Source organism: Salipiger abyssi (genome assembly GCF_017311415.1).
In the GTDB taxonomy this organism is placed as follows: domain Bacteria; phylum Pseudomonadota; class Alphaproteobacteria; order Rhodobacterales; family Rhodobacteraceae; genus Salipiger; species Salipiger abyssi_A.
In genome coordinates, this window is sequence record NZ_JAEKIS010000009.1 from 50,063 (window position 1) to 69,232 (window position 19,170).

Below are 19,170 nucleotides of genomic sequence, written 5' to 3' on the forward strand. Positions count from 1 at the left end.
GGGCTTGAGGAGCGCGCCGGCTCAGTGCCGGAAATGCCGCATCCCGGTGAACACCATCGCCAGCCCCGCCTCGTCCGCCGCCGCGATCACCTCGTCGTCGCGCATCGAGCCGCCCGGCTGGATCACCGTGCTGGCCCCTGCCGCCGCCGCTTCCAGCAGCCCGTCGGCAAAGGGAAAGAACGCGTCCGAGGCCACCGCCGAGCCCTTGGTCAACGGCTCCGGCAGGCCCATCGCCTCGGCCATGCGCTCGGCCTTCTTGGCGGCGATCAGCGCCGAATCGAGCCGGCTCATCTGGCCCGCGCCCACGCCCACCGTGGCGCCGTCCTTGACATAGACGATGGCGTTCGACTTGACGTGCTTGGCCACTTTCCAGGCAAACAGCAGGTCGCGCAGCTCGGCCTCGGTGGGCTGGCGCTTGGTCACCACCTTCAGATCGTCGAGGCCGATCATCCCGGTATCCTTGTCCTGCACCAGAAAGCCGCCCGCCACCTGACGATAGGTCAGCCCCGGCACGCCGGGATTGGCAACGCCGCTGGTGGTCAGCAGGCGCAGGTTCTTCTTCTTGGCAAAGATCTCCTTTGCCGCGTCGTCGGCCCCCGGCGCGATGACCACCTCGGTAAAGATCTCGGTGATCGCCTCGGCGGTCTCCGCATCCAGCTTGCCGTTCAGCGCCACGATGCCGCCGAAGGCCGAGGTGCGGTCGCAGTCGAACGCCTTCTGATAGGCTTCCTTCAGCGTCGCGCCCTTGGCCACGCCCGAGGGGTTGGCGTGCTTGATGATCGCCACCGCCGGCCCGTCCCCGGGCAGGAATTCCGACACCAGCTCAAAGGCGGCATCGGTGTCGTTGATATTGTTGTAGCTGAGTTCCTTGCCCTGATGCTGCACCGCGTTCGCCACGCCCGGACGGTCGGAGCCGTCGCGGTAGAAGCTGGCGCTCTGATGCGGGTTCTCGCCATAGCGCAGGGTCTGGGCCAGTTCGCCGGCAAAGGCCCGGCGGCGCGGCGCCGCCTCGTCCAGCGCGCCCGCCATCCAGGCCGAAACGGCGCTGTCATAGGCGGCGGTGCGGGCATAGGCGGTCAGCGCCAGTTTCTGGCGGAACGCATAGCTCGTCGCACCGTCATTGGCGTCGAGCTCCGCCAGCAGCGGGGCGTAATCGGCCACATCCACCACCACATTGACGAAACCGTGGTTCTTGGCGGCGGCGCGGATCATCGCCGGGCCGCCGATGTCGATATTCTCGATGCAGGTCTCGTAATCGGCGCCCTTGGCCACCGTCTCCTCGAACGGATAGAGATTGACCACCAGCAGGTCGATCTCGGGAATGCCGTGGCCTTTCATCGCGCCCCGGTGTTCGGCATTGTCGCGCAGCGCCAGCAGCCCGCCATGGATGCGCGGATGCAGCGTCTTGACCCGCCCGTCCATCATCTCGGGAAACTCGGTGACCTCGGCCACGTCGCGCACAGCGACCCCCGCCTCGCGCAGCGCCTTCGCGGAGCCGCCGGTGGAGAGAATCTCGATCCCCCGCGCCGCGAGGGCCTCGCCCAGCTCGATCAGGCCGGTCTTGTCGGATACGGAAATCAGTGCGCGGGCGACTTTGTGCAGGTCAGGCATACGGTTGGGGTCCCCAGATGGTTCAATGCGTCGGCTCCGCCTCATCCGTCGCCAGGTCGCGCACCGCAATCGCGGTGTCCTGCGCCTTGGCCAGAGACCAGCGGATGCGCGTCGCATACTCCATCGCGCGACCGGATAAAACGATCTGTTTGGCGGCACGGGGCCGCAACCGGCCTTTTTCCAGATAAACCGAGGGCTCCAGCGTCAGCTCCGGCCCCGGATCGTGCCGAAACACCCAGATTTCCCCCGAGCGCAGCGCCAGCGAGACCGCGTTGCCGCCCATGTCGAGCTCTGCATCCACCTCCGGATGCAGGTGAAAACGAAGTTGCCAGGGCAGGCCCGAGAGCTTCACCGCATCCATGCGCCGGTCGAACAGCTTCTTGTCCACATCGGTGAGCGTCATCAGCAGATCCTCGCCCACCAGTCCGCGCCCGTCGAAGGTCAGCTCCAGAATGCGCGCATGGGTCAGCCCGTGGGTCGTGCGATAGCCGTCATGGCCGCCCTCGAAACGCAGCCCGTCCGATGCCTGCCCGATCTCTACCGGCACATTCTGCGGCGCATCCTCCAGCAGCTCGCGCTCCACCCCGCCGACCCGCCGCGGCGGCGCCAGCCGCGCGCTGGAATAGCCATCGAGACAAAGCGTCGAATGGCTGGGCGTGGCGCGGCCGGCGCGGCGCCAGTCCTCGCCAAAGACCGCGCCGGAGCCGCAGCTCACCACCAGCGGACGCCGCCCCGAGGTCAGCTCGAAGGCCAGCGTCGAGGCATGCGCATCCGCAGAGGCGCGCCCGCCCGGCGGCGGTGCCGCATCGACGATGACGCTGGTGCGCCCGGCGGAGAGCCGGGCATAGCCCATGGCCAGCCCCTCGGCCTGCCGCCTGCGGCTGCCCGAGGCCGCCAGCGCCTGATCGAGCCGCCCGTCGAGCCCGCGCCCGCCGCCCTGGAACCGCGCCAGCCCGCCATCGGCATGGCGCAGCGCGCGCAGGGTCGGCGCGATCCGTCCAAGGGCGGCCAGATGCGCGTCGTCGGGCACCGCGTCCGCCTCCTCCAGCGCCGCCTGCGCCCAGGTCAGCAGGGTGAACACCTCCAGCAGCTCTTCGGGGTTGCGGGTGGGAATGCCGCCCTGCGCATCCACCTGTCGGGTGCATTCCGCCCCCAGCGCGCGCCGCGCTGGCTCCACATAAGCGCCCATGCCCTCCAGCGACAGCCCGGCATAGAGCAGCCCCGTCAGTGCCTCGAATCGCGGCAGCCCGGGCGCCGAGCTCTGCCAGCGGCGGCTGAGAAAGATCGTCTGGCAGGCCAGCGCGCGGTAGAAATCGCCGGATTTCTCGCTATCGATGCCACGCAGCACAAAAAGCGCGTGCTGGATCGAGCGGATCAGCCGCCGCCCGGCGAGCTCCGGCGCCCAGCCGGCGCCCTTGCCGCTGCCATAGCGCGCGATCCAGCCCCAGAGCCAGGTCTGCGCCACGCCGCGCGCCCGCGCATCGCCCGCCGCCGCCAGATCGTCGAGCCAGCGGAAACTGTGGATCTCTTCCTCCCAGGCGGCATCCGGCGTGTCGAGATCCCAGATCATCGCGTCGGGCGCCTCGACCAGATGGCCCGCGAACATCAGGTTGCCGGCGCAAAGCTGCCTGCCCTTGGCGAAACTGCCGGTGCTGCGCGGTTCCTGCTGCGAGACGAATCCCAGCGCGGGACGGGAACGGGCGGCCATGCGCGCGTGAAAGCGGTTCAGAAACCGCGTCGCCGCGGCGGACCAGCTTTCCGTCTGTGACATGCGCCCTCGTGCCTCTCGCCCGCTCTTGCCGCGGCTGTTCTTGCGGCGATACTAACCAGTGGGGTCGGGCAAGTCACCTTGGAATGGCGCCGAACCGCCGGGTTTCCGCAGAACCGCCATGTAGAACCCGTCCATGCCGCCGCGTTCCGCCCAGAAATCGGGCCGCAGCCGCAGCCCGCCCTCGGGCGCGCGCCAGCCGGCCTCGATGCCCGGCGCCTCGGCTTGCAGCAGCTCAAGGCCCTCATGCCGCGCCAGCGCCGCCTCGATCTGGCATTCGCCCTCGTCGGGAATCAGCGAACAGGTGCAAAAGACCAGCCGCCCGCCCGGTTCCAGAAGCCCCAGCGCATGGTCGATCATCTTATCCTGAAGCCCGATCAGCTCCGAGATCCCCTCGCCCTGTTTCGCATGCGGCAGGTCGGGGTGGCGCCGGATCGTGCCGGTGGCCGAACAGGGCGCATCGAGCAGCACGGCATCATATGTGCCCCGATGCTCCAGCGCGTCGCCCGCCACGATCTCGGCCCTGAGCCCGGTGCGGGCGAGGTTCTCCGCCACCCGCGCCAGCCGTGTCTCCGACAGATCGAGCGCGGTCACATGCGCGCCCGCCGCCGCAAGCTGCATGGTCTTGCCGCCCGGCGCCGCGCACATATCGAGCACCCGCAGCCCCGCCACGTCGCCCAAGAGCCGCGCCGGCAGTGCTGCGGCGGCATCCTGTACCCACCAGTCGCCGGCCTCGTAGCCCGGCAGCGCCGAGACCTGCCCGGGCTCCGCCAGCCGCACCGAGCCGGTGGGCAGCAGTTGGCCGCCCACGGCCTGTGCCAGTGCCGCCGGGTCGCCCTTTGCCGTCAGGTCGAGCGGCGCGCCCGCCAGATGCGCCGCCTCCATCGCCGCCACCGCCTTGCCGCCCCAGGCGGCGACCAGCGGGTCGCGCAGCCAGCGCGGCAGGCGCGGCACCCGCAGCTTGGTCCATTCCGCCGGCCCGTCTGCGCTGAGCTTGCGCAGCACCGCGTTGACCAGCCCCTTCATGCTCTGCGCCTTGCGGTCCTGCGCGACGATCTGCACGCAGTCATTCACCACCCCATGCGCAGCACCGCCGGTGCAGAGCTCCCAGGCGCCCAGCCGCAGCACGTTCCTGACGAAGAGCGGCGGGCCCTTGCGCAGATGCGGCTTCAGCAGCCGGTCGCAGCGTTCGAGATTGCGCAGCACCTCCTGCGCCATGCGCTGCGCCGCCGCGCGGTCGGGCGCGGCCAGCGCCTGCCAGGCCGGGCCCGACATCGCCTCGGACAAGAGCCGCCCCTGTCCCAGCACCTGGCCCAGCAGTGCCACGCATTGCACGCGGGCAGAGGAAATGGTCGGCATGAGGGCGGTCTCCGGGTTGTGTCACGGGGCTGGCGGCGCATATATCAAGGGGACAGAGACGAGGAAAGCCGCCATGTCCGAGGATACCACCCCACGCACCGACCTGCCCGCCGCCGCGCAGCGCGCGCTGGCCGAGGCCGCCGAACGCCGCAAACAGGCCGAGATCGAGGCCGCCCGCTCGCCGGCGCCGAAGGAATATGGCGGTCGCGACGGGCTCGACCCGGCGCGCTATGGCGACTGGGAGAAAAAAGGCATCGCCATCGACTTCTAAGCCGCCTTGGCGCCGCATCGCCCTAAAATGACGGCAGCGGCGCGTGACGAGGTCCGGCAGGCGTATTTGTCAAAGAGAAGAAGCCCATAGGCGATGCACTCCTGTCGTCTTCTCTTTCCAAGTACGCAAACTGGCGCGGGCCCCGACACGGGCGCCGGCCTCAGTCGCTGAGACCCAGCACATCCAGCATGTCGTATTCGCCGGGCGCCTTGTCCTGCCCCCAGAGCGCGGCCTTGAGCGCGCCGCGGGCAAAGAGCGCGCGGTCGGAGGCGATGTGCTTGAGCACGATGCGCTCGCCGGCGGTGGCAAAGATCACCTCGTGCTCGCCCACCACATCGCCGCCGCGAATGGCGTGAAAGCCGATATGGCCGCGCTCTCGCTTGCCGGTGATGCCGTCGCGGCCCCGGTCGGAGACCGCGTCCAGCGCCACGCCGCGCCCCTCGGCGGCGGCCTCGCCCAGCATCAGCGCGGTGCCCGAGGGCGCGTCGACCTTCTGGTTGTGATGCGACTCGACGATTTCGATATCCCAATCCGCATCCAGCGCGGCGGCGACCTGTTGCGTCACCTTGGTCAGCAGGTTCACGCCGAGCGACATATTGCCGGCCCGCACGATCACCGCGTGACGCGCCGCCACATGGATCTTGTGCAGATCCTCCGGCGACAGCCCGGTGGTGCCGATCACATGCACCGCGCGTGCCTGCGCGGCGAGCTCGGCGAACCCCACGGTTGCGGCGGGCGCGGTGAAGTCGATCACCGCCTGCGCCTTTGCAAAGGCCTCCAGCGCGTCATCGGTCACCATCACACCGTTTTCGGTGCCGCCCATGCAGATGCCCAGATCGCGGCCCACCCAGTCATGGCCCTCGCGTTCCAGCGCGCCGACGAGGCGCAGCCGGTCGCTCTTCTGCACCTCGCGGGCCAGCATCTGGCCCATGCGGCCCGACACTCCCGTCACCACGACACCCGGCTTTTCGGTCATCCTGCTCTCCAATCCCAATCGCGCGAAACCCGCGCCTCCTTACCGCGCGTCGGCGCGCTTGGCAAAGGGGCGGGCAGGCACTAAGTGGGGAAGCATGGGCAAGAACAGATTCCACGACGGGCACGGACCAAGCCAGCGGCAGCTGAGGGTCGGCGAACTCATTCGCCGGACGCTCTCGGATGTGCTGACGCGCGGCGATATCCACGATCCCGAACTCAACCGCCTGTCGATCACCGTGGGCGAGGTCACCGTATCGCCGGACCTCAAGGTCGCCACCGCCTATGTCGTGCCGCTGGGCGGCGGCCATGCGGACGAGATGTTCGACCTGCTCAGGCGCAACAAATCCGAGCTGCGCCGCGCGGTATCGAAAGGGCTGACGCTGAAATTCGCCCCCGAGCTACGGTTCCGCCTCGACGAGACCTTCGACCGGCTCGACGAGACCCGCCGGCTTTTCGCGCAGGACGCGGTGCGCCGCGATCTGGAGGACTAGCCGGTGCGCGGCTGGATCGCCGCTTGCGCGCTGCTGCTGGGCGCCCTGCCCGCGCTTCCTGCCCGTGCCGTCACCTGCGAGAGCGTGGATTACGAGCGCAATCGCTACACGCTCTGCACCGTCGATGCCGAACACGAGGAGCTGCGCGGCTTTCTGAACGCCCCCGACGGCACGCCCTGGGGACAGTTCGCCACGCTCGACGCATCGCTGCGCGCCGGGGGCGAGACGCTGGTCTTTGCCATGAATGGCGGCATGTATCACGAGGATCGCGCGCCGGTCGGCTATTATGTCGAGGGCGGCGAGGAGGCGATGCGGGTCATCCCCAATGCCGGACCTGGCAATTTCGGGCTGCTGCCCAATGGCATCCTCTGCATCCGCGAGGACCGCGCCGACGTGATCGAGACGCGCGCCTTTCTGCGCGACCGGCCCGAGTGCCGCTATGCGCAGCAATCCGGGCCGATGCTGGTGGTCGACGGCGAATTGCACCCGCGCTTCCTGCCCGACAGCACCTCGCGATATGTGCGCAACGGCGTCGGCACCTCGGAGGATGGCAAGACAGTCATCTTCGCGATCTCCGAAAGCGCGGTGAGCTTCCACGAATTCGCCTCGCTCTTCCGCGACAGGCTGGGCCTGCCGCAGGCGCTGTTTCTCGACGGCAATGTCTCGCGGCTCTGGGCGCCGGAGATCGGCCGCCGCGATATCGGGCGCGCGCTCGGTCCGATCCTCGGGGTGGTCGCAAAGACCGAGTAGCCGGCGCATCCGCACGGGCAGTGCCACCGCACAGGCCAATCCGGCGCCTTTTCCTTGCACAGCGCCGCCGCGCGGCCTACCTCGGAGAACGACCCGAGACGGAGAACACATGGCCCGCGCCCTCGATACCCTCACCGACGCCCTCCTTTCCGCCGCCCGCAAGGCCGGCGCCGATGCCGCCGACGCGCTGGCGGTCGCTGGCAGCGCCACCGAAATCGACGTGCGCAACGGCACGCTGGAAAAGGCCGAGCGCTCGGAGGGGACCGATATCGGGCTGCGGGTCTTTGTCGGCAGGCGCACGGCGGTGGTCTCGGCCTCCGATACCAGCGACGAAACGCTGGCGACGATGGCCGAACGCGCCGTCGCCATGGCCCGCGAGGCGCCCGAGGATCCCTATGCCGGACTCGCCGATCCCGACCAGCTCGCCCGCGACTGGGATGCCGACGCGCTCGAGATGTGCGACCCGGCACCGGAGCCCGCCCCGGCGGCGCTTCAGGAGGATGCCTGCGCCGCCGAGGCCGCGGCGCTTGGCGTCGCCGGCATCGGGCAGGTGCAGGCGGCAAGCGCCGGCTACGGGCGCCGGCAGATCCATCTGGCCACCAGCAACGGCTTTTCCGGCGGCTATACCCGCAGCTCGCGCTCGGTCTCCTGCGTCGCCATCGCCGGCGAAGGGCTGGCGATGGAGCGCGATTACGACGGCGACGGGCGCACCTTCCAGAGCGACCTGCGCGCGCCCGAGGAGATCGGCCGCAGCGCCGCCGAGCGCGCGCTGGAGCGCCTGAACCCGCGCAAACCCAAGACCGGCGCCTATCCGGTGCTCTTCGACGAGCGCATCGCCGGCGCGCTGATCGGCCATCTGATCGCGGCGGCCAACGGCGCGGCGGTGGCGCGCGGTGCGTCCTGGCTGCGCGACGCGCTGGGGCAAGAGGTGCTGCCGGCGGAGCTGTCGCTGATCGAGGATCCGCACCGCCCGCGCATCTCCGCCTCACGCCCCTTCGATGCCGAAGGCCTGCCGACGCAGCGCCGCGCCCTCGTCGAAAACGGCGTGCTGACCGGCTATACGCTCGATCTGGCCAATGCCCGCAAGCTGGGCATGGCGCCCACCGGCAATGCCGCACGCGGCACCTCGGGCGGGCCTTCGCCCAGCAGCTGGAATCTGGAGCTGACACAAGGCGCGAAGAGCCGCGCGGACCTGATCGCCGAGATGGGCACGGGGCTGATCGTGACCTCGATGATCGGCGCCACGATCAACCCCAATACCGGCGATTATTCGCGCGGGGCGGCGGGGCTCTGGGTCGAGAACGGCATGCCGGCCTATGCTGTCTCGGGGGTGACCATCGCCGGCAATCTGCGCGACATGCTGCGCCGGATGACGCCCGCCAACGACGCCCGGCCCTGGCTGTCGCGCGTGGTGCCCTCGCTGCTGGTGGAGGGGCTGACCCTTGCCGGAGAGTGATCTCGCGCTGCTCATGCGCGCCGCCCAGGCGGCGGCCGAAACCGCAACGCGCTTTATCGGTGCCGAGATCAATGTGCGCCACAAGCCCGACGACGGCAGCCCGGTGACCGATGCCGACATGGCGGTGAACGCTGTGCTCGCGGAGATCCTGCGCGGCGCGCGGCCCGGCTATGGCTGGCTCAGTGAGGAGAGCGCCGACGATCCCGTCCGGCTGGCGGCGCAAAAGGTCTTCATCGTCGATCCGATCGACGGCACCCGCAGCTTCATCGAGGGCTCCGACAGCTGGGCGCATTCCATCGCCGTGGCCGAGGACGGAGAGATCACCGCCGCCGTGGTCTTCCTGCCGCTGCGCGACAAGCTCTATGCGGCGGAGGCCGGTGAAGGCGCTCGGCTCAACGACCGCCCCCTGCGCGCCGGCAGCGCCGCGACGCTGGAGAGCGCCCATGTGCTGGCGACGAAACCGGCGCTCGACCCGACTCACTGGCGGCAGGGCACGCCCGCCACCACGCGCAGCCACCGCCCCTCCATCGCCTATCGGCTGGGGCTGGTGGCCGAGGGGCGCTACGATGCGATGTTCACCTTCCGCCCGTCCTGGGAATGGGACATCGCCGCCGGCGCGCTGCTGCTCGCGGAAGCCGGCGCGAAGCTGACCGACCGGCGCGGCGATGCGATCCGCTTCAACGCCGAGAAACCGCTGCATGAGGGGGTGATCGCCGCCAACCCGGCGCTGCACGCGGATATCGTCGCGCGGCTGCGGCAGATGCCCTGAGCCCTCCACCCGCCCGCAAATTTCTTCGAAGAAATTTGCAAAAGTTTTCGAAAACTTTTGCACCGCCGCCTCCGCGCTTGACCTCGCCCGGCCAGCCCGTAGGTTGCCCCCGTCAGCACGGGAAAGGACATCAAGGATGGTTCAGCGACTGCACCTCGTCTTCGGCGGCGAACTCGTGACCCCGGAAAAGAACACCTTCAAGAATGTCGACGACATCCATATCGTCGGCATCTTCCCCGATTACGCCAGCGCCCATGACGCCTGGAAGGCCGAGGCGCAGCGCACCGTCGACAACGCCCATATGCGCTATTACATCGCGCATCTGCACCGGCTGCGCGACGAGGAGACCGAGGCCTCGACCACCGAGGAGCTCGGCTGACACCCTTGACGCGCAAACCCTTCGCGCTTTCGGCCTATCTGGCCTTTGCCCGCGGGCGCCCCGCAACGCCCATGCCCCCGGCGCCCCCCCGGCCCGAGGGGCCTGTGGTCTGGGCGCATGCGGACAGTGCCGAGGCCGCGCGTGCGCTCTCTGCGCTTTCCGCCCGGATGCAGAGCCAACGCCCGGAAATCACACTGCTGCTCACCCATCCGCCCGGCATATCCGCCCCCAGCGGCGCCCCCGACCGCATCGTGCTGCCACTGCCGGTCGACAGCCAGGCCAATGCCCAGGCCTTTGCCGATCACTGGCGTCCGGATCTCGGGCTCTGGACCGGCCAGCGCCTGGCGCCTGCGCTGCTGGCGCGGGTCTCCGCCGCCGGCACGCGGATGATCCATCTCGGGGCACGCAACGAGATCTGGACCACCCCCGCGCCGCTCTGGGTGCCCGATTGCACCGGCGCCGCACTGGCACTGTTCGACCGGATCTTTGCCGAGGACAGCGCCGCTCTGCGCCGGCTGCGTCGCATGGGGCTGAGCGACAGCCGATTGCGCCGTGCCGGTCCGCTCAGCGAGACCGCGCCGCCGCTCGACTGCCCACCGGCACTACACGAGGAGATGGCGCAGGCGCTCTCTGGCCGACCGGTCTGGCTCGCCGCCAAGATCCGCGCCGGCGAGGCCTCCGATATCCTGCGCGCGCATCGGCGGGCAACGCGGCTCGCCCACCGGCTGCTGCTGATCCTGGTCCCCGCAAGCGCGGAGGACGGCGCCGCCATCGCCGAAACCGCAAGAGCCTCGGACCTGCGTATCGCCTGCTGGGAGAGCGGAGACATGCCCGATGAGAACTGCCAGGTGCTGCTGACCGCCGAAGCCGCCGATCTGGGTCTCTGGTACCGGCTCGCGCCCATCGTTTTCCTCGGTGGCTCGCTGCGCGCCGGTCATGGCGGCGAAGACCCGCTGGAGGCCGCCGCTCATGGCGCCGCCCTGCTCTATGGCCCGAATGTCGGGCGGCATCTCTCGGCTTACACGCGGCTGGTCGAGGCCGGCGCCGCGCGCATCGTCCGCGATTTCGACACGCTGGCCGCGGCGGTCTCGCAGCTCATTGCGCCTGACCGCGCCGCCGCCATGGCCCATGCCGGCTGGGATGTGATCAGCCAAGGCGCGGCGCTCACCGACGAGGTGATCGCGCTGATCATTCAGTGGCTCGACGGCGATGGCGGCGACGGCGCCGGAGAGGCCGCCTGATGCGCCCGCCCGGCTTCTGGTACAATCCCCCCTCGCGCCCCGGCTGGCAGGCCCGTCTGCTGGCACCGCTGGGCGCGCTCACCGCGCGGGCGACCGCCCGCCGCGTCGCGCGGCAGGCGGGGCTTGCGCCCGGCGTGCCGGTGATCTGCGTCGGCAACCTCAATGCCGGCGGCACCGGCAAGACCCCCACGGTCGTCGCGCTGATCGAGCGGCTCTCGGCGCGCGGCCTGGTGGTGCATGTGGTCTCGCGCGGCCATGGCGGGCGGCTGAGCGGGCCGGTTCAGGTCGATCCACGCCGGCACGGCGCGATGGATGTGGGCGACGAGCCGCTGCTGCTCGCCGCCTTCACCCCGGTCTGGGTGGCACGCGACCGCGCGGCCGGCGCCCGCGCCGCCGTGGCCGCCGGGGCGCAAGTCATCCTGCTCGACGACGGTTTCCAGAACCCATCTCTGCAAAAAGATCTGTCGCTGATCGTGGTCGATGCCGCCAAGGGCTTCGGAAACGGGCGCTGCCTGCCCGCCGGCCCCCTGCGCGAGCCGATTCCCGCAGGTCTCGACCGCGCCGAACTGTTGCTCTCCATCGGCCCCGGCCCGGCGCAACGCCAGTTCGCCACGAGCTGGGGCGACAGGATCGCCCTGCCGCATCTGACCGGCCGGCTGGAGCCGCTGCAAACCGGCATGGACTGGGCCGATATGCGCGCCTTTGCCTTCGCCGGAATTGGCCACCCCGAGAAGTTCTTCGCCACCCTGAAAGGCCTCGGCGCCGAATTGGCCGCTACGCAAGCGCTCGACGACCACCAGCCCTTCACCCCGGCGCTGCTGACCCGGCTGGAAACCGACGCGGCCCGGCTCGGGGCGCAGCTTGTGACCACGGAAAAGGACGCAGTACGGCTACCCGACGCCTTCCGCCCCAAGGTGCTGACCCTGCCCGTGCGGTTGCAGATCGACGATGCGGGGCCACTCGACACCGCCCTGGACCGGCTGTTTCCCTGACCGCCCGCGCCCAAATTTCTTCGAAGAAATTTGCAAAAGTCTTCGAAGACTTTTGCCGCCACCCCTATTCCGCCGCCAGCGGCTGGTCCGCATCGCGGTGGCCGATGGCAGCGATTTCCGCCACCACCCCGCGCAAGAGCCGCCGGAAGGCCTGGAACTGCGCATTCGGCCGGATCCGCGCCTCATCCATATAGATCGACCGGTCGATCTCCACCTGGATGGCGTGCTGGCCGCGCGACGGTCGCCCATAGGCCTGGGTCACATAAGCACCGGCAAAGGGCGTATTGCGCACCACCGCCAGCCCCGCTCCGGCAAAGGCCGCCTCGACCCGCGCCACGATCTCCGGCGCGGCGGAGGCGCCGAACCGGTCGCCGATCACGATCTCCGGACGCCGCCCGGAGCTGCGCGCCACGCCCTCCACCGCCTCATGCGGCATCGAGTGGCAATCGATCAGAATCGCCTCGCCATGCTGCGCCCGCGCGCGCTCGAGCAACCCGCGCAGCTGCTGGTGATAGGGGTGCCAGTAACGCGAGATCCGCCGCTCCGCCTCCGCCAGCGGCAGCTTGCCGCGATAGATCGCCCGACCGTTCGCCACCACCCGCGGCACGACGCCCAGCCCGCTCGACACGCGCGGATTGTGCCCGCCGCGACGCACCCCTTCGATCAGCGCGGGATCGAGCTCATCGACCGAGCGATTGAGGTCGATAAAGGCGCGCGGCGCCCCGGCGCGCAGCAGCGGCGCGCCGAATTGCGGTGCGCAGTCGAAAAGCCGGTCGACAAAGGCATCCTCGGAAGAGCGGATCGACTGTTCGTCGAGAACCGTGCCGCGCAGGAAGCTCCACGGGTAATCGCGCCCCGAATGCGGCGAGGCGAAGACCACGCAGGAGGTGGCCGCCTCCGGCAGATCGAGGTGATAGGCGACTTTCGGCATTCCGGCTCCTTCCGCGCCAGTTTAGCCCCATTTGCATCCCCGCCAAAAGCCCGTTTTACAGACAGTTAGGAAACCGGGAAAAGCTCTGGAAAAGCGCTTGCCACCGCTTCCGACTCCTTTTATAGAGCGCTCCACCGGCGCGGTTCCTCCGCGCCCCGTTTTATTCTGGGGCACGGGGAACAGGATCGCGCGGTCCATAACGGGCGGTTAGCTCAGCGGTAGAGCACTACGTTGACATCGTAGGGGCCACTGGTTCGATCCCAGTACCGCCCACCATGGACATCATCCCCGCGGCCTCGTGCCACGGGAAATCGCAACGCCAGGCGCTCGCGCGCCGCGACAAGAGGAGAGACCGAAATGAAGGTCGCAAACTCGCTCCGCTCGCTCAAAAAGCGCCATCGCGACTGTCGCGTTGTGCGCCGCAAGGGCCGTGTCTACGTGATCAACAAGACCCAGCGTCGCTTCAAGGCCCGTCAGGGCTGAGGCGTCCAAAGATCGCGAATAACGGAACTGGCCGCCCCTCTCGGGTGGCCTTTCTGCTTTTGGTGCTGCGGTTTTCCACTCCGCCGCACGCTCAATCCTCCGCGACGATCTCGACCCGGTAACGCAGGCTCGTACCCATCGGCGCGCCGTAATAGCCCCCCTCCACCGGCATGGTCTCCGCCTGTTCCGGCGCGGCGCAGAGCGCCACATGGCCATCGCTCACCCGCGTGCCATGGGTGGGGTCGTAGCCGCGCCAGCCAAGCCCCGGCAGGAAGGCCTCGGGCCAGGCATGCAGATGCCGCTTGCCGTCGACGCTCTCCGCCCGCGCCTGATAGCCGCTGACAAAGCGCGCCGGGATCCCCATGAGCCGGCAGCAGGCGATGAACAGCACCGCCAGATCCCGGCAGGCCCCCTCTGCCCGCAGCAGCGTCTCCTCCGGGCTCTGGGCATAACCGGTGTCGCGAATGCGCCGGTCGGTGCGCTCATAGAGCGCCTGCGTCAGCGCATCGAGAAAGGCCGGCGCCTCGCCCCGCGACGCCGCCATCAGCAGACGCGCGAAATCCCGCACCGCCGCGCCGGGATCTGTCGCCGCGAGATAGGGCGCCAACTCCACCTCCTGCCCAAGCCAGGGCAGCGGCGGCAACGCAGCGTCCGCGGCCAGCGGCGCCTGCGTCTCGATCTCGAACTGGCTGTCGATGCGCAGCGCTCTGGCCGGATCGCCGAATTCCACCAGCGTCAGCACATTGCCATGGGCATCCTCGATCTCGCGCAGCGCCGCCGGCTCCGGCTCGATCAACAGCCCGCGCAGCAACAGCCGCCCGGCCTCGCCGCGCGGCGTCAGCCGCAACCGGTGCGGCGCCAGGGCAACCGGCGCCTCGTAGCTGTAGACTGTCTCGTGACGGACCGAAAACCTCATCGTTGCCTCCCCGCATCCCCGGCAGTGAAGCATCGCAAACCATCGCAGCGCCAGTCAAATCCGTGACGCGCGCGCCCCCGCCGCACGCCCTGCCTAGAGGCGCGGCACCGCGCCTTCGCCCCCCGCCGCCAGCGCCGCCTCGACGAAGGCCGCGATGCGGTCGGGATCCTTCACCCCGGGCGCCGATTCGACCCCGGAAGAGACATCCACCTGCCGCGCGCCGGTCATCGCCACCGCCCGGCCGACCGTCTCCGGCGTCAGCCCGCCCGCCAGCATCCACGGGCAGGGCCAGCGCCGCCCGGCGATCAGCCGCCAGTCGAAGGCCAGACCGTTGCCACCGGGCAGCGCCGCGCCCTTCGGCGCCTTGGCATCCACCAGAAGCTGATCCGCCACCTTGCCATATTCCAAGAGCGCCGGCAGATCCGCCTCGCGGGCAACCCCCACCGCCTTCATCACCGGCAAGCCATAGCGCGCCCGGATCTCGGCCACCCGCGCCACGCTCTCGCGCCCGTGCAACTGCACCATGTCGAGCGGCACCGCCTCCAGGATCTCGTCAAGCAGCGCATCCTCCGGATCCACCACGAGCCCGACCTTGGCGAGCCCCACCGGCGCCGCCAGCGCCAGCGCGCGCGCCTCCGCCACGCTCACGCAGCGCGGGCTCCTGGCAAAGAACACCAGCCCGGCATAACGGGCCCCTGCCCGCGCCACGGCGTCCATGTCCTCGGGCCGTGTCAGCCCGCAGATCTTTACGCGAATATCATCCATCCCGCACCAGCCCAGCGGTTTTCCATTGGCCCCAAATATCCCGGGGACGCCGCCCGGCGGGCGGCGGGGGCAGCGCCCCGAAAGGCGCCCCTGCCCGGTCTCAGGCGCTCTGGTCGAGAATCGCCAGAACCTCGTCCTTGTCCTTGTCGCGCTCGGCCTGGGTCTTTTTCAGCTCGCGCTCGAGCTTGCGCAGCTCGGTCTTGCGCTGCGCGGCGGCGGCGCGGTGCTTGTGCTCGCGCAGCCATTCCCAGAAGAACCCGATCAGCAGCCCCGCGACGATGCCGCCGAAAAACACCAGAAACACCGGCACGTTCAGCGATTGCTGGAAATTCACCAGCGCCGCCAGCTCCTCGGGCAGCAGCATCAGCTCCACCATGGAGCGGTTGGCCATGGCGATGGCCACGAGGACGACCGCGAGGACGCCCAGGAACGCGTAGCGAATATAGCGCATAGGTCTGCCTTACTTTCCGTTCAGCCGGTCGCGCAGGAGCTTGCCCGTCTTGAAGAAGGGCACATGCTTTTCCTCGACATCGACCGCTTCGCCGGTCCGGGGGTTCCGGCCCAGCCGCGCGTCGCGCTTCTTGACCGAAAAGGCCCCGAAGCCGCGCAGTTCGACCCGGTCGCCCCGGGCCATGGCATTGGTGATCTCCTCAAAGATCGTATTCACGATCCTCTCCACGTCCCGCTGGTAGAGATGCGGATTCTCCTCCGCGATCTTCTGGATCAATTCTGATCTGATCATCCTCACACATCCCCTCAAGGCGTCTTTTCGCGCGCCCCTCTTCTACGACACTCCGGCCGTCCCCGCCAAATGGAAAGCTCGAGATAGCCGAAAAAAGCCATGAATAGCAGCGCTTTGACGCTGGGTTCGGCGGGGCTTCGCCACATCGGCCGCGCCCGCGCCCGATTGCTGCGGCGCAGCTAGCGCCGGCACGCCGGACGATTCGGCGCGCGCCCGTGGCGGCATTGCGCCCCGGAGGCGCACGTGAAAAGGCCCCGCCGGATCGCTCCGGCGGGGCCTCTCGTCTCTTGCGCGGGCGCGCGTCAGGCTCAGTTGTCGCCTTTCAGCGCCGCGCCCAGGATGTCGCCCAGCGATGCGCCGGAGTCCGAGGAGCCGTACTGTTCCACGGCCTCTTTCTCTTCGGCGATCTCGCGTGCCTTGATCGACAGGCCCAGACGGCGGGTCTTGCTGTCGATATTGGTGACGCGCACATCGACCTTGTCACCGACCGAGAAGCGCTCGGGGCGCTGTTCGGCACGGTCACGCGACAGGTCGGAGCGGCGGATGAAGGATTTCATGCCTTCGTATTCCACCTCGATGCCGCCATCCTCGATCGCGGTGACCTCGACGGTCACGATCGAGCCGCGCTTCACGCCGCCAACCGCATCGGCGAACTTGTCGCCGCCCAGGGCCTTGATCGAGAGCGAGATACGCTCCTTGTCGGTATCCACTTCGGTGACCACGGCCTGAACCACGTCGCCCTTGCGGTATTCCTGGATGGCTTCCTCGCCGCGCTGATCCCAGCTGAGATCCGAGAGGTGCACCATGCCGTCGATCTCGCCGTCGAGGCCGATGAACAGACCGAATTCGGTGATGTTCTTGACCTCGCCTTCGACCTGCGTGCCCTCGGGGTGGGTCTCGGAGAAGACTTCCCACGGGTTGCGCATGGTCTGCTTGAGGCCGAGCGACACGCGGCGCTTGGCCGGGTCGATTTCGAGCACCATGACGTCCACTTCCTGCGAGGTGGAGACGATCTTGCCCGGGTGCACGTTCTTCTTGGTCCAGGACATTTCCGAGACGTGAACGAGGCCCTCGACGCCCGGCTCCAGCTCCACGAAGGCACCGTAATCGGTGATGTTCGTGACGCGGCCCTTGTGGACCGAACCCAGCGGGAACTTGACGGCAACCAGATCCCACGGATCTTCCTGGAGCTGCTTCATGCCCAGGCTGATACGGTGGGTTTCCTTGTTGATCTTGATGACCTGGACCTTGACGGTCTCGCCGATCGACAGGATCTCGGAGGGGTGGTTCACACGGCGCCATGCCATGTCGGTGACGTGCAGCAGGCCGTCGACACCGCCGAGGTCCACAAAGGCCCCGTATTCGGTGATGTTCTTGACCACGCCGTCGACCGTCTGGCCTTCGGTGAGGTTCGAGATGACCTCGGCACGCTGTTCGGCGCGGCTCTCTTCAAGGATCGCGCGGCGCGAGACAACGATGTTGCCGCGGCGACGGTCCATCTTGAGGATCTGGAACGGCTGCTTGAGACCCATGAGCGGGCCGGCGTCGCGCACGGGGCGCACATCGACCTGGGAGCCGGGCAGGAAGGCCACGGCACCGCCGAGATCGACGGTGAAGCCGCCTTTGACGCGGCCGAAGATCGCACCTTCGACACGGGCGTCGTCGGCATAGGCTTTTTCGAGACGGTCCCAGGCTTCTTCGCGGCGGGCCATCTCGCGGGAGATGACGGCTTCGCCGCGGGCGTTCTCGGCGGCGCGGAGATAGACTTCGACCTCATCGCCGACGGTGATGTCGGGCGCTTCGCCGGGATTCGCGAATTCCTTGAGTTCGACGCGGCCTTCCATCTTGTAGCCGACATCGATGATGGCCTGGCCCGCTTCGATCGCGATGACCTTGCCCTTGACGACAGTGCCCTCATCGGGCGTGTCCATTTCGAGGCTTTCATTAAGGAGGGCCTCGAATTCCTCCATGGTTGCGTTAGCCATGTGGCGTTATGATCCTTTTCATCTTCGGTTTTTTCTGGCCGGGCGGTTGTCTCCGCCGGTCTTGGTGATGTGGGCCTTGGGCCGCACGGATTGGTCCTTCGGGCGCTCCGCAATACGAAAGAGGGCCGGTGGTGCCGACCCTGCTCGTCTCGTCGTCCGCGGCGTTGTTTGCCTTGCTTGACGCGCGCGATATAACCGCTGGCTGCCCGTCGCGCAAGCGTGAATGGGCGGACCGCGCGGCCCGCCCGGGGCCGATCAGCCCAGTAGCGGGTCCTCGAAACTCACGATCGCGGCCGGGCCAGGATCGAAATCCTTGGCTTCGCCGTCCACACCATCAAAGGCGCGCGGCTCCACATGCACCGAGGTGGCGGCAGTGCCGTTGGTGCCCCAGATCGCGAAAATGTCGATCTGGCTTTCGCCGTCGATGTCGGGGATCTTCATGGTGTTGATCACCTGGGCGCCGGGTTTCTTGAAAATGAAATGATCCATAACGGACTCTCCTGAAATAACATGATCTGAAACGGGCGCCCAAATGGCCGCCCGCCTCAGCCTAACAGAAAATGTCCGCCCAGAATACCGCGGGAAAGGCCCGCGTGGGCCTGACGAGCGCGCTCAGTCCGCGCGCGCGCGCCCCACCGCCGCGATGGCGTGCGCCACCGCCGCCTCGATATCGAGCGCCGACGTGTCCAGCACCACCGCATCCTCCGCCGGGCGCAGCGGCGCGTCGGCGCGGGTCGCATCGCGGTGATCGCGCTCGCGGGTCTCCTCGAGCACGGTCTCGTATTCGGTCTCGATCCCCTTGCCCAGCAGCTCCTCATAGCGGCGCCGGGCGCGCACTTCGGGGCTGGCGGTGACAAAGAGCTTGGCCTCCGCCTCCGGGCAGATCACCGTGCCGATATCGCGCCCGTCCAGCACCGCGCCGCCGGCGCGTCGCGCATAGGCGCGCTGGAAATCCACAAGCGCCGCGCGCACCTCCGGGATTGCCGCGACCTTGCTTGCCGCCTGCGCCACTTCCGGGCTGCGCAGCCCCTCGGCCTCGAGATCTTCCGCCATCAGCCCGCGCGCCGCCGCGACCGGCTCGACCCCGTCGAGCATCTGCCGCCCGACAGCACGGTAGAGCAGCCCGGTATCCAGATGACCGAACCCGAAATGCCGCGCCACCGCCTGGCTGATCGTTCCCTTGCCCGCCGCCGCCGGCCCGTCGATTGCGATGGTGAACGCCATACCGCCTCTTTTCTGCAAAGCCTACAAACCCCGGTGTTATGGCGAGCCCTGACGCGCGCTTC

At 68.8% G+C, this 19,170-nt stretch carries 21 protein-coding genes and 1 tRNA gene; 10 read left to right on the forward strand and 12 right to left on the reverse strand.

Features of this window, described 5'->3' with window-relative positions:
* Window positions 1–21: 21 nt before the first annotated feature.
* Genes purH through I6N89_RS13760 form a run of 3 tightly spaced genes read right to left on the reverse strand, consistent with a single transcriptional unit; the run spans window position 22 to window position 4,738 of the window.
* Complete coding sequence (gene purH / locus I6N89_RS13750) at window positions 22–1,611, reverse strand: bifunctional phosphoribosylaminoimidazolecarboxamide formyltransferase/IMP cyclohydrolase (RefSeq protein WP_207019015.1); 1,590 nt, start codon at window positions 1,609–1,611, stop codon at window positions 22–24.
* Between the two features lie 22 nt (window positions 1,612–1,633).
* A complete protein-coding gene (locus I6N89_RS13755; protein ID WP_207019016.1) occupies window positions 1,634–3,382 on the reverse strand; it encodes a heparinase II/III family protein in 1,749 nt (582 codons plus the stop codon).
* Window positions 3,383–3,433: 51 nt separating this feature from the next.
* Window positions 3,434–4,738, reverse strand: coding sequence for an RsmB/NOP family class I SAM-dependent RNA methyltransferase (locus I6N89_RS13760; protein WP_207019017.1), 1,305 nt, complete (start codon window positions 4,736–4,738; stop codon window positions 3,434–3,436).
* Between the two features lie 73 nt (window positions 4,739–4,811).
* Here I6N89_RS13760 and I6N89_RS13765 point away from each other — a divergent pair, with 73 nt between their 5' ends.
* Entirely contained in the window at window positions 4,812–5,009 is a 198-nt protein-coding gene (locus tag I6N89_RS13765) for a DUF1674 domain-containing protein (RefSeq protein WP_207019018.1), read from the forward strand.
* Window positions 5,010–5,169: 160 nt separating this feature from the next.
* Here I6N89_RS13765 and dapB read toward each other — a convergent pair whose 3' ends face one another.
* Entirely contained in the window at window positions 5,170–5,985 is an 816-nt protein-coding gene (dapB, locus tag I6N89_RS13770) for a 4-hydroxy-tetrahydrodipicolinate reductase (RefSeq protein ID WP_207019019.1), read from the reverse strand.
* A gap of 94 nt (window positions 5,986–6,079) precedes the next feature.
* On the opposite strand from dapB, the gene rbfA reads away from it, so the two are divergent.
* From rbfA to lpxK, 7 genes are all read left to right on the forward strand, one after another.
* Window positions 6,080–6,475, forward strand: coding sequence for a 30S ribosome-binding factor RbfA (gene rbfA, locus I6N89_RS13775; protein WP_207019020.1), 396 nt, complete (start codon window positions 6,080–6,082; stop codon window positions 6,473–6,475).
* Between the two features lie 3 nt (window positions 6,476–6,478).
* The gene (locus I6N89_RS13780) at window positions 6,479–7,225 is read left to right on the forward strand and encodes a phosphodiester glycosidase family protein (RefSeq protein WP_207019021.1); all 747 of its coding nucleotides are present in this window, start codon (window positions 6,479–6,481) and stop codon (window positions 7,223–7,225) included.
* 109 nt (window positions 7,226–7,334) lie between these two features.
* Entirely contained in the window at window positions 7,335–8,681 is a 1,347-nt protein-coding gene (locus I6N89_RS13785) for a TldD/PmbA family protein (protein ID WP_207019022.1), read from the forward strand.
* On the forward strand, window positions 8,668–9,450 hold the full coding sequence (locus I6N89_RS13790; protein ID WP_207019023.1) for an inositol monophosphatase family protein: 783 nt from the start codon (window positions 8,668–8,670) through the stop codon (window positions 9,448–9,450). Before I6N89_RS13785 ends, I6N89_RS13790 begins: the two co-directional genes overlap by 14 nt.
* A gap of 136 nt (window positions 9,451–9,586) precedes the next feature.
* Window positions 9,587–9,829 carry a DUF4170 domain-containing protein gene (locus I6N89_RS13795; RefSeq protein WP_076705525.1) on the forward strand — a complete coding sequence of 81 codons (243 nt, stop codon included), beginning with the start codon at window positions 9,587–9,589 and terminating at the stop codon, window positions 9,827–9,829.
* Window positions 9,830–9,834: 5 nt separating this feature from the next.
* Entirely contained in the window at window positions 9,835–11,070 is a 1,236-nt protein-coding gene (locus I6N89_RS13800) for a 3-deoxy-D-manno-octulosonic acid transferase (protein ID WP_236016629.1), read from the forward strand.
* Entirely contained in the window at window positions 11,070–12,062 is a 993-nt protein-coding gene (lpxK, locus tag I6N89_RS13805) for a tetraacyldisaccharide 4'-kinase (RefSeq protein WP_207019024.1), read from the forward strand. The genes I6N89_RS13800 and lpxK overlap by 1 nt, the downstream gene beginning before the upstream one ends.
* Before the next feature lie 64 nt (window positions 12,063–12,126).
* Here the strand turns inward: lpxK and I6N89_RS13810 are convergent, their stop codons facing one another.
* On the reverse strand, window positions 12,127–12,993 hold the full coding sequence (locus I6N89_RS13810; RefSeq protein ID WP_207019025.1) for an N-formylglutamate amidohydrolase: 867 nt from the start codon (window positions 12,991–12,993) through the stop codon (window positions 12,127–12,129).
* A gap of 201 nt (window positions 12,994–13,194) precedes the next feature.
* On the opposite strand from I6N89_RS13810, the gene I6N89_RS13815 reads away from it, so the two are divergent.
* Window positions 13,195–13,269, forward strand: a tRNA-Val gene (locus tag I6N89_RS13815).
* A gap of 81 nt (window positions 13,270–13,350) precedes the next feature.
* The gene (gene ykgO / locus I6N89_RS13820) at window positions 13,351–13,476 is read left to right on the forward strand and encodes a type B 50S ribosomal protein L36 (protein ID WP_007792261.1); all 126 of its coding nucleotides are present in this window, start codon (window positions 13,351–13,353) and stop codon (window positions 13,474–13,476) included.
* 91 nt (window positions 13,477–13,567) lie between these two features.
* On the opposite strand, the gene I6N89_RS13825 is transcribed toward ykgO, so the two are convergent.
* The 7 genes from I6N89_RS13825 to I6N89_RS13855 all read right to left on the reverse strand — a co-directional run bounded on the left by I6N89_RS13825 (window position 13,568) and on the right by I6N89_RS13855 (window position 19,108).
* Entirely contained in the window at window positions 13,568–14,392 is an 825-nt protein-coding gene (locus I6N89_RS13825) for a transglutaminase family protein (protein ID WP_207019026.1), read from the reverse strand.
* Between the two features lie 93 nt (window positions 14,393–14,485).
* The gene (locus tag I6N89_RS13830) at window positions 14,486–15,157 is read right to left on the reverse strand and encodes a phosphoribosylanthranilate isomerase (RefSeq protein WP_207019027.1); all 672 of its coding nucleotides are present in this window, start codon (window positions 15,155–15,157) and stop codon (window positions 14,486–14,488) included.
* Between the two features lie 100 nt (window positions 15,158–15,257).
* Window positions 15,258–15,608 (reverse strand): LapA family protein, encoded by a 351-nt coding sequence (locus I6N89_RS13835; RefSeq protein WP_076705547.1) that lies wholly within the window; start codon window positions 15,606–15,608, stop codon window positions 15,258–15,260.
* Window positions 15,609–15,617: 9 nt separating this feature from the next.
* Window positions 15,618–15,899 (reverse strand): integration host factor subunit beta, encoded by a 282-nt coding sequence (gene ihfB / locus I6N89_RS13840; RefSeq protein WP_076705549.1) that lies wholly within the window; start codon window positions 15,897–15,899, stop codon window positions 15,618–15,620.
* Window positions 15,900–16,207: 308 nt separating this feature from the next.
* Entirely contained in the window at window positions 16,208–17,884 is a 1,677-nt protein-coding gene (rpsA, locus tag I6N89_RS13845) for a 30S ribosomal protein S1 (protein WP_207019028.1), read from the reverse strand.
* A 255-nt stretch (window positions 17,885–18,139) separates the two neighbouring features.
* Complete coding sequence (locus I6N89_RS13850) at window positions 18,140–18,373, reverse strand: hypothetical protein (RefSeq protein ID WP_207019029.1); 234 nt, start codon at window positions 18,371–18,373, stop codon at window positions 18,140–18,142.
* Window positions 18,374–18,496: 123 nt separating this feature from the next.
* Window positions 18,497–19,108: a (d)CMP kinase gene (locus I6N89_RS13855; RefSeq protein WP_207019030.1), complete on the reverse strand. Its 612-nt coding sequence runs from the start codon at window positions 19,106–19,108 to the stop codon at window positions 18,497–18,499.
* Window positions 19,109–19,170: the final 62 nt, after the last annotated feature.

Excerpts from the sequence above, each read along its gene's own strand:
- purH (WP_207019015.1), bottom strand. The coding sequence starts at position 1,611 with ATGCCTGACCTGCACAAAGTCGCCCGCGCACTGATTTCCGTATCCGAC.
- I6N89_RS13755 (WP_207019016.1), bottom strand. The coding sequence starts at position 3,382 with ATGTCACAGACGGAAAGCTGGTCCGCCGCGGCGACGCGGTTTCTGAAC.
- I6N89_RS13760 (WP_207019017.1), bottom strand. The coding sequence starts at position 4,738 with ATGCCGACCATTTCCTCTGCCCGCGTGCAATGCGTGGCACTGCTGGGC.
- I6N89_RS13765 (WP_207019018.1), top strand. The coding sequence starts at position 4,812 with ATGTCCGAGGATACCACCCCACGCACCGACCTGCCCGCCGCCGCGCAG.
- dapB (WP_207019019.1), bottom strand. The coding sequence starts at position 5,985 with ATGACCGAAAAGCCGGGTGTCGTGGTGACGGGAGTGTCGGGCCGCATG.
- rbfA (WP_207019020.1), top strand. The coding sequence starts at position 6,080 with ATGGGCAAGAACAGATTCCACGACGGGCACGGACCAAGCCAGCGGCAG.
- I6N89_RS13785 (WP_207019022.1), top strand. The coding sequence starts at position 7,335 with ATGGCCCGCGCCCTCGATACCCTCACCGACGCCCTCCTTTCCGCCGCC.
- I6N89_RS13795 (WP_076705525.1), top strand. The coding sequence starts at position 9,587 with ATGGTTCAGCGACTGCACCTCGTCTTCGGCGGCGAACTCGTGACCCCG.
- lpxK (WP_207019024.1), top strand. The coding sequence starts at position 11,070 with ATGCGCCCGCCCGGCTTCTGGTACAATCCCCCCTCGCGCCCCGGCTGG.
- I6N89_RS13810 (WP_207019025.1), bottom strand. The coding sequence starts at position 12,993 with ATGCCGAAAGTCGCCTATCACCTCGATCTGCCGGAGGCGGCCACCTCC.
- ykgO (WP_007792261.1), top strand. The coding sequence starts at position 13,351 with ATGAAGGTCGCAAACTCGCTCCGCTCGCTCAAAAAGCGCCATCGCGAC.
- I6N89_RS13825 (WP_207019026.1), bottom strand. The coding sequence starts at position 14,392 with ATGAGGTTTTCGGTCCGTCACGAGACAGTCTACAGCTACGAGGCGCCG.
- I6N89_RS13830 (WP_207019027.1), bottom strand. The coding sequence starts at position 15,157 with ATGGATGATATTCGCGTAAAGATCTGCGGGCTGACACGGCCCGAGGAC.
- I6N89_RS13835 (WP_076705547.1), bottom strand. The coding sequence starts at position 15,608 with ATGCGCTATATTCGCTACGCGTTCCTGGGCGTCCTCGCGGTCGTCCTC.
- ihfB (WP_076705549.1), bottom strand. The coding sequence starts at position 15,899 with ATGATCAGATCAGAATTGATCCAGAAGATCGCGGAGGAGAATCCGCAT.
- rpsA (WP_207019028.1), bottom strand. The coding sequence starts at position 17,884 with ATGGCTAACGCAACCATGGAGGAATTCGAGGCCCTCCTTAATGAAAGC.
- I6N89_RS13850 (WP_207019029.1), bottom strand. The coding sequence starts at position 18,373 with ATGGATCATTTCATTTTCAAGAAACCCGGCGCCCAGGTGATCAACACC.
- I6N89_RS13855 (WP_207019030.1), bottom strand. The coding sequence starts at position 19,108 with ATGGCGTTCACCATCGCAATCGACGGGCCGGCGGCGGCGGGCAAGGGA.